At 39.9% G+C, this 15,756-nt stretch carries 14 protein-coding genes; 2 read left to right on the forward strand and 12 right to left on the reverse strand.

From position 1 onward, the window contains the following. Positions 1–16 precede the first annotated feature (16 nt). Positions 17–625 carry a polysaccharide deacetylase family protein gene (locus D0T85_RS05700; protein WP_163211110.1) on the forward strand — a complete coding sequence of 203 codons (609 nt, stop codon included), beginning with the start codon at positions 17–19 and terminating at the stop codon, positions 623–625. A gap of 112 nt (positions 626–737) precedes the next feature. Here the strand turns inward: D0T85_RS05700 and D0T85_RS05705 are convergent, their stop codons facing one another. The 5 genes from D0T85_RS05705 to rbr form a co-directional block, all read right to left on the reverse strand. Further along, on the reverse strand, positions 738–1,973 hold the full coding sequence (locus D0T85_RS05705) for a DUF4861 domain-containing protein (protein ID WP_163211112.1): 1,236 nt from the start codon (positions 1,971–1,973) through the stop codon (positions 738–740). Positions 1,974–2,080: 107 nt separating this feature from the next. Next, the gene (locus D0T85_RS05710; RefSeq protein ID WP_163211114.1) at positions 2,081–2,875 is read right to left on the reverse strand and encodes a gluconate 5-dehydrogenase; all 795 of its coding nucleotides are present in this window, start codon (positions 2,873–2,875) and stop codon (positions 2,081–2,083) included. 160 nt (positions 2,876–3,035) lie between these two features. Then, positions 3,036–3,878, reverse strand: a complete 843-nt coding sequence (gene kduI / locus D0T85_RS05715) for a 5-dehydro-4-deoxy-D-glucuronate isomerase (RefSeq protein ID WP_163211116.1) — start codon at positions 3,876–3,878, stop codon at positions 3,036–3,038. 585 nt (positions 3,879–4,463) lie between these two features. Continuing rightward, positions 4,464–5,465, reverse strand: coding sequence for a tRNA dihydrouridine synthase DusB (gene dusB, locus D0T85_RS05720; RefSeq protein WP_163211118.1), 1,002 nt, complete (start codon positions 5,463–5,465; stop codon positions 4,464–4,466). Positions 5,466–5,554: 89 nt separating this feature from the next. Continuing rightward, positions 5,555–6,133: a rubrerythrin gene (gene rbr, locus D0T85_RS05725; protein WP_163211120.1), complete on the reverse strand. Its 579-nt coding sequence runs from the start codon at positions 6,131–6,133 to the stop codon at positions 5,555–5,557. 260 nt (positions 6,134–6,393) lie between these two features. Here rbr and D0T85_RS05730 point away from each other — a divergent pair, with 260 nt between their 5' ends. Then, positions 6,394–8,073, forward strand: coding sequence for a SulP family inorganic anion transporter (locus tag D0T85_RS05730; protein WP_163211122.1), 1,680 nt, complete (start codon positions 6,394–6,396; stop codon positions 8,071–8,073). Positions 8,074–8,173: 100 nt separating this feature from the next. On the opposite strand, the gene D0T85_RS05735 is transcribed toward D0T85_RS05730, so the two are convergent. The 7 genes from D0T85_RS05735 to D0T85_RS05765 form a co-directional block, all read right to left on the reverse strand. After that, entirely contained in the window at positions 8,174–8,950 is a 777-nt protein-coding gene (locus D0T85_RS05735) for a radical SAM protein (RefSeq protein ID WP_163211124.1), read from the reverse strand. A gap of 12 nt (positions 8,951–8,962) precedes the next feature. After that, positions 8,963–9,955 (reverse strand): ATP/GTP-binding protein, encoded by a 993-nt coding sequence (locus D0T85_RS05740; RefSeq protein WP_163211127.1) that lies wholly within the window; start codon positions 9,953–9,955, stop codon positions 8,963–8,965. A gap of 76 nt (positions 9,956–10,031) precedes the next feature. Next, a complete protein-coding gene (locus tag D0T85_RS05745; protein ID WP_163211130.1) occupies positions 10,032–12,083 on the reverse strand; it encodes a helix-hairpin-helix domain-containing protein in 2,052 nt (683 codons plus the stop codon). Next, positions 12,080–12,517, reverse strand: a complete 438-nt coding sequence (locus D0T85_RS05750; RefSeq protein ID WP_163211132.1) for a hypothetical protein — start codon at positions 12,515–12,517, stop codon at positions 12,080–12,082. The genes D0T85_RS05745 and D0T85_RS05750 overlap by 4 nt, the downstream gene beginning before the upstream one ends. Then, complete coding sequence (locus D0T85_RS05755) at positions 12,501–13,061, reverse strand: LemA family protein (RefSeq protein ID WP_163211134.1); 561 nt, start codon at positions 13,059–13,061, stop codon at positions 12,501–12,503. Before D0T85_RS05755 ends, D0T85_RS05750 begins: the two co-directional genes overlap by 17 nt. Before the next feature lie 11 nt (positions 13,062–13,072). After that, positions 13,073–14,146 (reverse strand): hypothetical protein, encoded by a 1,074-nt coding sequence (locus D0T85_RS05760; RefSeq protein WP_163211136.1) that lies wholly within the window; start codon positions 14,144–14,146, stop codon positions 13,073–13,075. Positions 14,147–14,169: 23 nt separating this feature from the next. Continuing rightward, positions 14,170–15,708: a YifB family Mg chelatase-like AAA ATPase gene (locus tag D0T85_RS05765; RefSeq protein WP_163211138.1), complete on the reverse strand. Its 1,539-nt coding sequence runs from the start codon at positions 15,706–15,708 to the stop codon at positions 14,170–14,172. Between the last annotated feature and the right edge of the window lie 48 nt (positions 15,709–15,756).

A 15,756-nucleotide genomic window follows, 5' to 3' on the forward strand; every position in this document is an offset into this window, starting at 1 on the left:
TCATCACTCAAAACTAATGTTTATAGAACAACCTCCCTGGCTACTACGGGTGCTATACCCAGATGCTGTATGGCGGATGAATACAGAGGAAAGGGCCGTTTATCTCACTTTCGACGACGGCCCTATTCCTGATATAACTCCTTGGGTGCTCGATCTGCTTGATCAGTACAATATTAAGGCTACTTTCTTTATGGTGGGCGACAATGTTCGCAAACATCCCCGGGAATATCAAATGGTAGTAGATCGTGGTCACCGTATTGGTAACCATACCTTTAATCACATCCGTGGATTTGAGTACCTTTCCGAAAACTATCTTCAGAATACCGATAAAGCCAACGAAGTATTAAAGACAGAACTGTTTCGCCCTCCACACGGACACATGCGGTGGGGACAGTATTTCACTTTAAAGAAATATTATAAGATTATTATGTGGGATGTGGTGAGCCGCGACTACAGTAATAAACTGAATGGTAGGCAGGTATTTAATATTGTGAAGAAGTACACCCGCAATGGGTCGATCATCACTTTCCACGACTCACTTAAATCAGAAAAGAATATGAAGTATGCTCTGCCCCGCTCTATTGAGTGGTTAAAGGAGCAAGGGTATGAGTTTAAACTGCTATAAGCACAAAATTCGTCATCCCGAATGTAATGAGGGATCTCCTGGGCAACCGTAGCCTTAGAGATCCCTCATTACATTCGGGATGACGAGAATCGTTGAATGATGATGTCTAATATCAATATTTTATCACTAACGGATTCCTTACTTTCTGTGCATAATCACTCATATACTGATCCCATTGAGCAGCATCTTTGATGTTTGCTTTGCTCCATCCGGCACCCCAGTAGTAAGTGTATTCCGATCCGGGAATATAATCACTGATAGCAAGTACATGACCATCGGCACCGCCTCTGTTTGCTTTTTCTTCTTCGCCAAACAGTACCGGTTTAGCTTCTGTTACCGCTTTGGGGAATGCAGCACCAACAAAAATCTTTCCGTTATCCGCTTTAGGATTATCGGTAGGATCTACATAAGTAATGAAACCTTTTGCAGCATCAGCAGTAACTTCACCATCGGGCTCGTGCAATACAATACCTGTAGCAACAGGAGTTGCACCACTTAAACCGGTGTACGAAATAACTGTTTTGTTTAGATGAGAACCAGCATCCAGTGAGATAACACGGGTTTCGATAACATTGGTATCATCTTTAACAGTGAGCGGATTGTATGTCAGTTTCACGGTAAAACGCAAAGGACCGTTATCTAATATCTCGAATGTTTTGTAGCAATACGGATACACAATCTCTCCATCGGCCAACAAAGCAGCAGTACCACCACCCAGTGTAGGACCTACTTTGTAGCAGTCTCCTCCGTTTCCGTGGTCAACATGATAAGATGTTTCTGCGCGTAACTTTGCAGCAGCAGCAGGATCAACCTTACGCAAACTATCAATCTGAGCCAATGTTTCAGGATTTAACTCAATAGCATAACGTTCTTCTACAACAGGCTCGGTTGTAGCGCGTTTGTTCCATACATCGTAACCAAAAGCACGTTCGCCGGTTCTTTGAAGCGCAGGACCGTATGTGCGGAATGCAACCCGGTCGTTTTCCCATGCAATATCATCTACCCGTTCCGGATACTGTTTTCCGCAAGCAATAACCGATACTTCTTTAGGAGTACCTTGCTGAATGGTGTATGTTGCATTTGTATTAGCACCTACACTTACTGGGAAAATAATTTTTTCGTCGTGAGTAACCTGATAAGCAATTTCATTACCTTGGGCATCCTTCACCACTACCAGCCCATCGGCAGGAAGATTCAAAGATTTGGCTACATCGGCCATGGATACCTCTATCATTTCGTTTGTCCGTTCCAGATCAATAGGATTGGTAACTGTTACCGTTACACCTGCATTTTCCTGACAAGACAGAAATGCAATACATGTTATGAGTAAGAAGAATAAATTTTTCATTAGTTTTTAAGTATTTGAGGAGGTAGAGTCAGGTAAAAGGAGGTAAAGTAGTTACATTATATTTTTACTACTATACCTCCTTTACCTAACATTACCTCCTTCTATTCTTATTTCGGTTGTTTCCCAATATATGCAAGGATACCTCCATCAACATACAACACATGTCCGTTTACGAAGTTAGAAGCTTCCGATGCCAGGAATACTGCCGGACCAACTAAATCGGCAGGAGTTCCCCAACGTGCAGCTGGAGTTTTGGCAATGATAAACTGATCGAACGGATGACGTGAACCATCAGCCTGTAGTTCTCTTAATGGAGCAGTTTGAGGTGTAGCAATATAACCCGGGCCAAGGCCGTTACATTGAATGTTGTATTCGCCATACTCGGATGCAATGTTGCGGGTAAGCATTTTCAAACCACCTTTAGCAGCAGCATAAGCCGACACAGTTTCGCGTCCAAGTTCGCTCATCATAGAACAGATATTAATAATCTTTCCATGACCTTTCTTCATCATGCTTGGGATAACCGCTTTCGATACAATGAACGGACCATTCAGGTCGATATCAATTACCTGACGGAATTCGGCTGCACTCATTTCGTGCATAGGGATACGTTTAATGATACCTGCATTGTTTACCAGAATATCAATAACACCTACTTCTTTTTCGATCTGAGCAACCAAAGCGTTTACTTGCTCTTCGTTGGTTACATCACAAACATAACCATTTGCTTTAATACCTGCTTCTTTATATGCAGCTAAACCTTTATCAACAAGATCCTGGTTGATGTCGTTAAACACAATTGTGGCTCCAGCTTCGGCCAATCCGGTTGCAATTGCAAAACCAATTCCGTAAGATGCACCTGTTACAAGTGCTATTTTTCCTTCTAAAGAAAAGTTATTCATGATTTTATTAATGTGAATAATGTGCCAATATGCCAATATGCAAATTGGCTATGCAGCACATTATTGGTTTATTATTTAATTATTCATTCTATAAAATTAGCCCATTGCCATATTAGCATATTAACCTATTGGCACATTGGCACATTAGCCTATTGGCACATTATTTAATATCTGTTATTGCCGAGAAGTCTTGATCACCATAGTCAAGGTTTTCGCCACCCATACCCCAGATAAAGGTATAGTTATGAGTTGCAGCAGCCGAGTGGATTGACCATTCGGGCGACAGTACTGCCTGATCGTTTTTCATCCAAAGGTGACGGGTTTCGTCTATTTCGCCCATGAAGTGGCATACAGCATGTTCTTCGGGAACTTCGAAATAGAAGTAAGCTTCCATACGACGCGAGTGTACATGAGGAGGCATGGTGTTCCATACACTACCCGGTGCAAGTTCGGTCATACCCATTTGCAGTTGGCAGGTAGGAAGCACTTGGTTTACAATCATCTTATTGATGTTGCGGTGGTTAGAACCTTCCAACGAACCCATTTCGGCAACTACAGCATCGGCTTTAGTTATTTTTTTATCTGGGTAGTTTCTGTGGGCAGGTAGTGAGTTGAAGTAAAACTTAGCAGGTTTACTGGCATCTGCACTTTCAAAAGTAACTTCTCTTTCGCCCGAGCCAAGGTATAATGCTTCTTTATAGTTCAATTGGAATGTTGCATCGCCTGCTTTTACTACACCAGGACCACCTACATTGTATATACCCAACTCGCGACGGGTAAGAAAATAAGGGGCTTTCAAAGGATCGATAGCTTCCAGCTTCAAAACTTCACCTACAGGCATAGCCCCACCCACAACCATACGGTCGTACATGGAATAAACCATATTCACTTCATTGGCCGAGAAAACTTTCTCGATAAGGAAATCCCTGCGAATTCGCGCAGTGTCGTAGCTTTTTGCATCTTCCGGATGCGCAGCATAACGAATTTCATAATTTGTTTTCATAATCGTAATCTATTTAATAATTGCTTCGTTTGCGTACACGGAGACAAAAATAGTGAAAGTTAATTGGATTTCGACTATAAAATCATTCAAAAATAAAAAAGCTGCTTCAATGCATTATTACTTGGATGTTAGCAGATGTTAATACATGGTTGCATATATCACAGTAATTTTGTATCTTTAATTAAGATTATACGGGAATGACAGTAAGTACAAACTACAGTTATTCCCGTATTTTTGTTTACTTTTATCTATCCACAAATAATTACTGTTTTTTATGCTGCAAAACGCGATTTCAAAATGCTGCATTTCACACTTTCGAAATGCAGCATTTTGATCGAACGAAATGCAGCATTTCATCAATGCAAAATGCAGCATTTTGAATTTACGCACTAAAATAGGCTCTACAAAGCGTGTGGCGCGGGTTAGTCGGACAAACTTTCGTGTTTGTTGCTTTTTAGAGGTGACGAAATAACTAAACAGACGGCTGTTTGTTGGAAAGATTTTTTAATTGCATGATTATGTGATTCACCACAGAACCCTGTAGGGATACCCCTTGTGGTGAAATACTGTGACGTATATCCAGAGTTAATTTTCTGATTGACTTTGAGCAACCAATATCCGGTCGAATATTTGAAACAGTTCCTCTACCGATTCGGTTCGTAACATAGCTATTCGTGTTGGCCTGAAATCGGGTATTCCTTTAAATAACGGAGTAGCTGCCAGATGTCGGCGGATATGGATGATGCCTCTACGCTCGTCTAACCGCTCAACGCTGTTTAAAACTTCTTCGCGCAACACATTTAGTTTCCACTCAAAGGGTAGCGGGGGGAGTTCCTCGCCTGTTTCCAGAAAATGTTTTATTTCTTTGAATATCCAGGGGCGACCAATGCTTCCACGACCCACCATAATAGCATCAACACCGTAACGGTCGAAGCATTCTTTGGCGCGCTGCGGACTGGTTACATCGCCATTGCCAATAATAGGGATGTGCATACGTGGGTTGTTTTTAACCTCGCCAATCAGTGTCCAGTCGGCTTCGCCGGTGTACATCTGCGAGCGGGTGCGACCGTGAATGGCAAGCGCTGCAATTCCACAATCCTGCAATTGTTCGGCAAGTTCTACAATTATTTTATTGTCGCAATCCCATCCCAGACGGGTTTTTACTGTTACCGGAAGCTTTACGGCATCAACAACGGCACGGGTTATTTCGAGCATCTTGGGTATATTCCGTAACATGCCTGCACCCGCTCCTTTACCAGCAACCTTCTTTACCGGGCACCCGAAGTTAATATCAAGGATATCCGGGTTTGCCTCTTCTTCTACAATACGGGCGGCCTCGACCATGGCATCGGTTTCTTTACCGTATATCTGAATGGCAACAGGCCGTTCTTCTTCGCTGATAGTTAACTTTGCCCTGGTTTTGTTTACTGCGCGGATAAGTGCATCGCTCGATACAAATTCGGTATAAACCATATCTGCCCCGAACTTTTTACACATCAAACGGAAAGCCGGATCGGTGACATCCTCCATCGGCGCCAGCACTACCGGGTATTTGGATTTATTGAGTTTCTGTATGTATGGATTCATAAGTGGGTGCAAAGATAAAAGAAATCCCGGTAGCATTCAAAACAGAAGCTACCGGGATTCAAGATAAAAGCTATAAAGAAATAATCTGATTAATAATTTGTCTTCTTCACTTCGAAGTGAGCCTGTGGATGAACACAAGCCGGGCATACCTTCGGTGCCTCGGTACCTGCATGAATATATCCGCAGTTGCGGCATTGCCACAATACTTCTTCTGTTTTCTTAAATACGCTTTCGTTCTCAATGTTGTTTACAAAAGCAAGGTATCTTTCCTCGTGTGCTTTTTCGGCAACACTGATATTGCGGTACATGGCAGCAATTTCGGGGAAACCTTCTTCGTCGGCAATATCTGCACATTTAGGATAGTCGGTAGCCCATTCTTCGTGCTCGCCGGCGGCAGCAGCTTTCAGGTTTTCGAGTGTTGTACCTATAACACCAGCAGGGAAAGTACCAGTAAATTCAACCATACCACCCTCTAGAAATTTGAACATACGTTTAGCGTGTTCCTTTTCCTGATCGGCAGTTTCGGTAAAAATTGCAGCAATCTGTTCAAAACCTTCTTTTTTTGCAACGCTAGCAAAATAAGTGTAACGCATTCTTGCTTGTGATTCGCCTGCGAAAGTCATAAGCAGGTTCTTTTCTGTTTTTGTTCCTTTGATACTTTTAGCCATAATTTAATTCGTTTAATCAGGATACTATCCTTCTATATTACATTTATATTTAGTAGTTAGTGCAAAGATAAAAAAATGATCTTTCATACGCCCGAAATGGGGTATAGATAAATTCTTTGGTATTATTGATTAAATCTATAAACAGGAAATAAAAAGCTTTTACCATATTAATTAGTTTTATTTTATCTAATTTTGCATCTGCTTTATTATTATTAGGGATAACATATAAAATAAACAAAAAACATCAGAAAAAGGTTCAAATGAAACAGTTTCCTTTTAAGCCCAAATTGTTTTCCACACTTAAAAACTATTCAAAGGAAAACTTTATGGCCGATTTAATGGCGGGTATTATTGTAGGAATAGTTGCATTACCACTTGCCATAGCTTTTGGTATTGCCTCGGGGGTATCGCCCGAAAAGGGTATTATTACGGCAATTATCGCCGGATTTATTATTTCATTTCTAGGTGGAAGCAAGGTACAGATAGGTGGCCCCACGGGTGCGTTTATCGTAATTGTTTATGGTATTATTCAGCAATACGGCGAATCCGGATTAATTATTGCCACTATAATGGCAGGTGTATTGCTTATTCTGCTGGGAGTTTTCAGGCTGGGAGCCATCATTAAATTTATTCCGTATCCTATTATCGTAGGGTTTACAAGCGGTATTGCAGTAACCATCTTTACAACTCAAATAGCCGATATATTTGGGCTTGACTTTGGTGGTGAAAAAATCCCCGGCGATTTTCTGGGTAAGTGGATGCTTTACTTCCAGCACTTCGATACTATTAACTGGTGGAATACCATTATTAGTATTGTGAGTATTCTTATCATTGTATTCTCTTCTAAAATAACAAAGAAAGTTCCAGGTTCGTTAATTGCTATTATTGTAATAACGCTGGTTGTTTATGCATTGAAAACGTTTCTGGATATTGATTCGATAGATACTATTGGCGACAGGTTTGATATTCAATCGAAACTACCCGATGCCGATATTCCGGTAATTAATTGGGAGGCTATTAATGGTTTATTGCCGGCAGCCATTACAATTGCCGTTCTGGGTGCCATTGAGTCGCTGTTATCGGCCACCGTTGCCGATGGTATAATTGGCGACAAGCACGATTCGAACACCGAGCTGATTGCACAGGGTGCTGCAAACATCATCACTCCTTTATTTGGTGGTATTCCGGCTACAGGTGCCATAGCGCGTACCATGACTAATATAAACAATGGTGGGCGCACCCCAGTAGCAGGGATTATTCATGCTATAGTGTTGCTGCTTATTCTTTTGTTATTAATGCCACTTGCCAAATACATTCCAATGGCTTGCCTGGCCGGGGTGTTGGTTATTGTATCTTATAATATGAGCGAATGGAGAACGTTTAAGGCATTACTGAAAAACCCCAAGTCGGATATTGCTGTTTTGCTAATAACCTTCTTCCTTACTGTAATCTTCGACCTTACCATTGCTATCGAAGTTGGTTTGGTTATTGCCTGTTTGTTATTTATGAAACGTGTTGCCGAAACCACCGAGATATCTGTACTTACAGACGAGATTAACCTGGGAGCAGATACCGATGCTGCTATTACAGAAGAAAAGCTTCTGATTCCTAAAGGAGTAGAGGTTTACGAAATTAATGGTCCTTACTTTTTTGGTATTGCCAATAAGTTCGAAGAACAAATGATTATGTTGAAAGACTGCCCAACAGTGAGGATTATACGTATGCGTAAGGTTCCTTTCATTGATTCAACAGGTATTCACAACCTGAGCAATCTCTGTAAGTTATCAAAAAAAGAAAAGATAACCATTGTGCTATCCGGAGTTAATAACAAAGTTCATGTAACGTTGGAAGAAGCCGGCTTTTACGACTTAATTGGTAAGGAGAATATTTGTCCTAATATCAATGTGGCGCTGGAAAGAGCAAAAGAGTTATTAAATTGAGATTTGAACCGCAGAGTTACGCGAGTTACGCGGAGTATTATGATGCCGCAAGGAAACTTAAAACTCCGCGTAACTCCGCGTAACTCTGCGGTTCAATTAATTAATAGGATACACTTACATTTAAGCCTTCTTTTACAAGTAAATCGCGTATGTGGTTAAGTTCTTCCGGGGTGGCTTTCTCTAAGCCTTGCCCCGGCGTTTCGCGATCGATGGTATATATCATAACTTGTTTGGGGGCAATATCTTTCAGCACTTTAATCCATGGCAGAACATAGCTATTGGTAGTGTTATTTACATCCTTACCCATAAACTCACCCTTCATAAACATGGTTTGGATAATGCAATTACCTTTAAAGGCCTTTAGTAACTCTATTGTTTGGGGCAAAGAATAGCGGGCTACCGGGCGGTCAACCCATCTGATATAATCTTCATCAACCGTATCTAACTTTAGGATGTTATTATCCACCTTTTGAAGTGCTTCAAACACATTGGGTTTACCAATATGTACAGCATTACTAAGCACACTAACTTTAGCATACGGAAAGTATGTATCTCTTAGTTTCAGTGTGTCGTCAATGATGTCGGCAAAGTGCGGATGAATGGTAGGTTCGCCATTGCCTGCAAAGGTTATAACATCAAGTGCAGAACTTTCGTTCTTCATTTTCTGCAAAGTCGATTCTAATGCAGTTTTTACTTCTTCGCGTGTAGGTAGCGAACTTTTGGTTTTATGATCTTTATTAAAGCCGCACTCGCAGTAAATGCAGTCGAAAGAGCAGTACTTACCATCGCCAGGTAAAAGGTTTACTCCTAAAGATACTCCCAATCGGCGCGATTGTATTGGACCGAAGATGGGGGAAGAGAATATTATTGTTGACATATCATTTGTTATTTAAACAACTCCATCTACATTATCTAACCGTATGTATTTGCCCAAATCTTTGTTTTGTTCCTTGTTAAGTATCCGGGTGAAACTTGCAATACAATCATTGCTATGAGTTGTTGCAAATACTTGTATGTTTAGAACTGTAGCAAGTTTAAATACTATTTCCCATAGCTGGTCTTGCACAGTATAATGCAATCCATTTTCAAACTCATCAATTAATAAATAGCCATCACTACTATTTACCAGAGCTAATATGATTGTAAGTATTCTATTAATACCATCTCCCATACTACCAATAGGAACAACAGAATTTTCACCCGACAATTTTACTACTGCGGTTCGTGTTTTAGTATAACTTTCAATAAATGTAATTCGTTCTGTACGTGGTTCTATTATACGTAAAGCATCAATTACAAATTGTTCTTTTTCTGTTAAAGCAATATTATCAAACAATACTCCATTAATATTTCTACTGATGTTGTTAGTGTGTATAAAATGAGTATTTAATGTTGATGAACGTATTAACTTAGGCACCTTATAGTTTTCTAACTTCTGGTTTAAAAAGTAAGATCGAGATTCCTCTCCTATCTCTAGCATAAGAACCAATGGTAAATTATCAATGCCTTTTTTTTCATTTCCATCTAAATATTTAGCAAAATAAAGAGAGTAATCGTCTTTTTTCTCAGTCGTACCAATTAATATCCTGTCTTCGTCTTCATTAGAATATTTACGGTCGGTAAACAATGAGGCAAGTGCGCTTAGGTTAATATCTTGTGCATTTTCGGATTCGAGCAAAATATATGGGGTATATTCTCCTCTATTTTCTAATATTTGAAACAAGCTATTAATATTTTCTCCATTAGCATATAAAGATATTGCCTCCAAAACAGACGATTTCCCTGTATTATTCTTTCCGGCAATCAGGTTTATTCTACTTAAAGAATTTATAGTCAATTCTTTTAAGTTCCTATAATTTTTTATATAAAGTGATGGAAACATAGTTGTTGAGAATTCTATTTAGAATACAAACTTAAAGAAAAATGTTCGATTTATATGCTAAGGACACAGAATTCATTTAAAACTTTGCACGGAATTGTAACTGCAGGTCGGTCTTTTTGCTGTTGTTAATTTCATCCCAATCAGAGCCAATGGTCTGCCGGTCGTAGTATTTGGTTAATCCCAGTTTGGCTATTAATGTCATATTCTTATTTATATTGTATCTTATGTTTGCAGTAAACCTGTTTCCTTCTCCATAAAACGAAGGAGAATAAAAGGAGTATAACAAACCTTTCTCGTACGAATATACACGAGAGTCATAATCGTCTGTATGAAAGTATCCGGCATGCAATTCCATAACAACCGGAAGAGCAGGTAACTTACAGGCAAAAGTTTGCACCACCTGAAATCCCTGACTGGCCGATACCTCAGACGGATTAACACGAGTATAATCCAGCGTGGTACGAAAAGAAATATCCGGAGAAGCCGTATACCTTAGCTGGTATCTTATTTTATGTTGATACAAAGGGCGTACAGTCTTTTCTTTGTTGGCATCGGTATAATTACGGTCTTTCTTTTTGAAACGATAACGGAAATACATATTCAACCTTTTATTTGCAGTATATGTTGCCTGAAACATGGCATCTGTTCCCCACGAAGAAGCATCTACCCGGTATCTCAACCAAGGAAAGGAAAAGAAATCGACCGAGGCAAATAGTTTCCATCGACTGAATGGAGTTATTTCGGCAGCCAAATACCATCCATTTTCGTTCTGAACAGAACTTCCTTCGGCAAAAGAACGGGCAAAGAATGCCCAGTAATCATAAGCATAATAACGATGAATCAACATGAATTTGTAGTTGCCCGATAGGTTATAATTCAATATGTTCAATGTGGCCATGGAGTTGTTTTTATCTATGGCAGCTTCGCCCGAAAGCACAAAACGGTTCCAGCGTAAACGATAATCAAACCCAACATTGTAGAAATTATTGCCGCGAAGGTTATATTTGGCATACTCTCTTGTTAGGGTACTGGCATAATAAGGGCGATCAAAGAAATAGTAAATACCGGTTATACCTACTTTCAGGTTATTCTTTTGAAAGGTTATATTGCTGCCTGCCACCTGCATGGCAAATGCATTTCGTCTTTCGGCCTCGCGCGAGGTTCGGTGTAATCCGGTTTTCTGTATCGAAGTAATTACATTGTTATTGATAATGCCATCTAACAAACGATGTGAATAAAAGGCGGATAGGGTAAAATCGCCCATCTGATAGCTGCCTGCCATCCCTCGTAAGTAATTATACTCATCGGTAGAAGAGTGTTTCCGGATGGTATTGTTTCGGAAAGATAATGTTGCCAATGAAGTTGTTTTCCCGATAAAGAAATCCTGGCTAATAACCAATCCTTGTCCGAAGCTTATCCGGTAATTTCCCAGAGCCAAGGATTTTAGTTTACCAATATTCTTCAGGTAGAAATAAAACGAGTAATAATCATAACCTTGCTTATTGTGCATCGCAAAGAAAGGTTCGCCTGCATCTTTTTCGGCAGTTACCCCAGCATATAAGTTATCACGATAATGAAAGCTGTACCGAAGAGAATGATATTGAGCAGGTCCCCAATACCTGTTTTGCAACTTATCAGTTTCGTTATAGGCTTTCCGATTATAAAAGGGAATATCTAAGCGGGTGAGTACTTCATGTTTTCCATACCTGAGTATGTTTTTTATCTTTGGATAGGATGGAGTTTCTTTTACTGGCTCTGCATACACAAAGGGTTGTAAATACTGAATGGTTTGTTTGTCCATCTCTTCAACCATTTGTAACTCATAAACGGTTTGCATTTGCCCGTTGATATAAATATAAGCAAGGATGTTTTCTATTTGTTGGTCGGTTAAAAAGGGAAAAGACTCTAGTTGTTCTTTGGTGATGGTATTTAAATTGAGCGGCTCTTGTATGCGTTCGGTAAGCTCTTCTATCTGATTGGTCCAATCTATATCTTCGTCGCTGGCTGATAATTGTTCTAAAACATCTTCAATTACAGGGGATTGCTGGGGTGTTTGCGCAAATATTTCGGATACAACACCCCAAAATAGGATAAAGAAGAAAATGACTAATTGTGTTGTGCCTTTCATTTTTTCTTTTTCTTCATTCTCTGACTTTTCTTTTTAGTCTTAATCTCAGGTTTTTGAATAACCAACACCTCGTCCGACCACTTTTTCAAAACTACTTTGTTGGTCATATAGAATGTGAACACACAAGCAAACAGAGTCAGCCATATTAGTATTAAGCGAAGACCTCCCATGCCATCATCTTCAGATAAAACCAGGGGTGTAAGCAACATAATTAAAAAGCCGCCAAAGAATCCGGTAACTCCAAAACAAATCATAAAGTCGTCCAGGAGCTTCCAATCGGCAATAAATCTTAAACCAATCTTTTTAAGGAGATACCTCAATAATCCGAATATCAGCAAAAAGAAGAAAGAGCCAAATATGGAGATGAAGATCAGCACAAAAGGCTCTGCATTGAGACTTCTCAGCCAGCTATAGTATTCAAAACTTAACTCCATCGTACTTCTTTTCTTCTTCGGAGATATGTAACATACTCTTTTCTTTGTAACCCATCATCCGTGCAAAGATCACAGCAGGGAACTCTGCAATGCCTATATTGTACATGTTAACGCTTTCGTTATAGAACTCACGGCGATCGGCAATCTGATCTTCCAAGTCGGATACACGCTTCTGCAATTGAATGAAAGCAGCATTTGTTTTAAGGTCGGGGTAGTTTTCGGATACGGCAATAACCGACTTTAATGCTTTTTCAATATCATTGCTTAACTGCACCTTCTTTTCAATGTCGACAGTGTTCAGGTAATCGGTTCTTAACTGGGTTAGCTTAGATAGTAGTTCGCTTTCGTACCTTTCCGACTCTTTTACCACTGCAATAAGGTTAGGGATCTCATCGGTACGTTGTTTCAGTAATACATCAATGTTTGCAAATGATTTAACTATGTTGTTCTTAAGCATAATCAAACGATTATACAAACCTACTAAATAGCTTATTATGCCTAGAACAATAAGCCCGAAAATGATTAATGCAACTATTTTTTCCATTCTATTTTATTTTAAAAAGTCCACGAAAATATATTCTGAGGCAAACTTACTACAATCATTCCATCTACTTCTTTTATTGACAATATTAATATCATTCCTACTAAAAAGCCAAAAGCCATTAAATACAAAATAAGTGATGAACGGAGTGGTTTGAATCTGTTCCACCTGTTTACCGATGTTACCGGAGCTATTCCAAAAACATTCTTAATCTCTTCGTGTGTAATAATCGGGGTGTTGTTTTCTAAATTGGCTTTTCCTATCAGTAGCATTTCATCGCCTTCGTAAAGAGCATATTGTGTGTACCGACGCGACGATGTAGAGTATCTTTCATCAATGCCAAACATAATGAAATCAAGTTTATCTGTATCTACTTCAACCATTCCGGTTTCGTCTTCGATAAAGAAGCGATTGCACTTTTTCTCATCATGAATGGTTGAATAACGCTTATCACCATCTTTATCTCTACTTATCGACTCAATTGTATAATGATAGCCAATGCATTGTTTCGATTCAATGGGGGCAACAAGCTTTTGGTCTTTAATTCTAACTTTTCCTTCTACCTCAACAAGCCCCATAGCCATTGAGCGTATTTTAGATGTGGGCAGAATTGCCTGCAACTTATTAAAGCGGTTTGAACCTCCCCAAATTGCACTGTAAATAATAGTGCCTATAATAGCTATAATAAAGAAGAAGGGGCCTGTGGTAAAAAAGAGGCAGATGCAAAGTGCACTGACTATCAAGGTTAGAATTCGCTTGTAAAGAGATTGGCTTTTATTGGTTAAAATCTTCCTTACACCTTGATAGAAATTCATTCCTACTCCTAATATTGTAGCAAGTATAGCTACTACAAAGGTAGCGCCAAACAGCAAGATTAACCAACCAACAGTTAACCCCGGATGAATAAAAAACAGCAATGTAGCAACCAGATTATAAATAGCAAATAATAGCCAGCTGGGTTTTAGCTTTTTACCTGCACGATGCACAAAGGCAGTATGAAAGAGCGAAATTCCTGATATGAAGATTAGCAGAAAAAACAGAACAAATATGCTGCCACCAAAATCTATTTCTTTTAAAGAATCAAGCATAGTATTACTGTATGTTTATTTTTTTATCCTGCCCAATTCTCCCTATCCAAATTGCGGTAACTAATCGCCTCACCCAAGTGGTCGGGACGAATTGATTCACTGCCTTCCAAATCGGCAATAGTGCGGGCTACTTTTAGTATTCTGTCGTAAGCCCGGGCCGACAGGTTTAGTCTTTCCATTGCTGTTTTCAGGCGTTCCAGTCCTACCTCGTCTGGTTGAGCATATATTGCCAGATGTTTGCTACCCATTTGGGCATTGCAATGAATACCCGGATAATCTTTATATCGTTCTTCCTGTATTTGTCGGGCAGCAATAACCCTGTTACGTATCAGTTCGCTGGCTTCGCTTTGGCGTTTATCCGAAATTTTCTCGAAGGGAACCGGAACAATTTCTACTTGAATATCAATGCGATCGAGCAAAGGTCCTGAAACCTTATTGAGATACTTTTGCACCTGACCGGGGTTACATACACAATCCTTGGTTGGGTGATTATAATATCCACAGGGACAGGGATTCATAGAAGCTACCAGCATAAAGCTAGCCGGATAATCTACTGTCCACTTTACACGGGATACGGTAATATTACGATCTTCCAGCGGTTGACGAAGCACTTCGAGTACAGACCTGTTAAACTCGGGAAGTTCATCCATAAACAGAACACCGTTATGTGCAAGACTTATTTCGCCGGGTTGTGGATATGTTCCGCCTCCTACAAGCGCCACCTGCGATATGGTATGATGAGGATCACGGAACGGTCTTTTGGATATCAGTGATGAGTTGCGGCTTAATTTCCCGGCAACGGAGTGTATTTTTGTTGTTTCCAGACTTTCGCGCAAGGATAGGGGTGGAAGTATAGAAGGTAATCTTTTTGCCATCATAGACTTACCGCTTCCCGGAGCACCAACCATAATTATATTATGGCCGCCTGCGGCAGCAACTTCCAATGCACGTTTTACATTTTCTTGCCCTTTAACTTCAGCAAAGTCAAAGTCGTAAATGTTTTGCGAAGTAAAGAATTCCTCGCGGGTATTTACAATGGTGGGTTCCAACTCTCTTTCGTTATTGAAAAACTCAATAACCTCTTTTATGTTAGTAACTCCATACACCTGAAGGTTGTTTACAACAGCTGCTTCACGGGCATTTTGTTGTGGAATAATAAGTCCGGTAAAGCCGTCTTCACGGGCTTTTATGGCCATAGGTAAAACGCCTTTAATGGGTTGTATTGTTCCGTCGAGGCTCAACTCTCCCATAACAAGGTATTTGGATAATTTATCCGATGCAATAGTTTCGCTTGCAGCCAATATTCCAATGGCTAATGGTAAGTCGTAAGCTGCTCCTTCTTTCCGTATATCGGCAGGAGCCATATTTATAGTAAGGCTGGTGCTAGGCATTTTATAGCCGTTTTCTTTGAGGGCCGAAATAATTCTACGATGGCTTTCCTTTACTGCAGAGTCGGGTAAACCTACCAGATAAAACATACATCCACGACTGCTGTTAACTTCAATCGTGATAATAGTTGCGTCAACACCTTGCATGGCTGCGCCAAATACTTTTACCAGCATAATGATTGGGGTTAATTGGTGATAAAGTTGATAAAGGTTATAAAGTTG

It is taken from the genome of Bacteroides sp. 519 (assembly GCF_010500955.1).
GTDB lineage: Bacteria > Bacteroidota > Bacteroidia > Bacteroidales > Bacteroidaceae > Bacteroides.

Coding starts and splice junctions, on each gene's coding strand:
- kduI (WP_163211116.1), bottom strand. CDS start 3,878: ATGAAAACAAATTATGAAATTCGTTATGCTGCGCATCCGGAAGATGCA.
- dusB (WP_163211118.1), bottom strand. CDS start 5,465: ATGAATCCATACATACAGAAACTCAATAAATCCAAATACCCGGTAGTG.
- D0T85_RS05740 (WP_163211127.1), bottom strand. CDS start 9,955: ATGTTTCCATCACTTTATATAAAAAATTATAGGAACTTAAAAGAATTG.
- D0T85_RS05755 (WP_163211134.1), bottom strand. CDS start 13,061: ATGGAAAAAATAGTTGCATTAATCATTTTCGGGCTTATTGTTCTAGGC.
- D0T85_RS05730 (WP_163211122.1), top strand. CDS start 6,394: ATGAAACAGTTTCCTTTTAAGCCCAAATTGTTTTCCACACTTAAAAAC.
- D0T85_RS05760 (WP_163211136.1), bottom strand. CDS start 14,146: ATGCTTGATTCTTTAAAAGAAATAGATTTTGGTGGCAGCATATTTGTT.
- D0T85_RS05750 (WP_163211132.1), bottom strand. CDS start 12,517: ATGGAGTTAAGTTTTGAATACTATAGCTGGCTGAGAAGTCTCAATGCA.
- D0T85_RS05705 (WP_163211112.1), bottom strand. CDS start 1,973: ATGAAAAATTTATTCTTCTTACTCATAACATGTATTGCATTTCTGTCT.
- D0T85_RS05700 (WP_163211110.1), top strand. CDS start 17: ATGTTTATAGAACAACCTCCCTGGCTACTACGGGTGCTATACCCAGAT.
- D0T85_RS05710 (WP_163211114.1), bottom strand. CDS start 2,875: ATGAATAACTTTTCTTTAGAAGGAAAAATAGCACTTGTAACAGGTGCA.
- D0T85_RS05745 (WP_163211130.1), bottom strand. CDS start 12,083: ATGAAAGGCACAACACAATTAGTCATTTTCTTCTTTATCCTATTTTGG.
- D0T85_RS05765 (WP_163211138.1), bottom strand. CDS start 15,708: ATGCTGGTAAAAGTATTTGGCGCAGCCATGCAAGGTGTTGACGCAACT.
- rbr (WP_163211120.1), bottom strand. CDS start 6,133: ATGGCTAAAAGTATCAAAGGAACAAAAACAGAAAAGAACCTGCTTATG.
- D0T85_RS05735 (WP_163211124.1), bottom strand. CDS start 8,950: ATGTCAACAATAATATTCTCTTCCCCCATCTTCGGTCCAATACAATCG.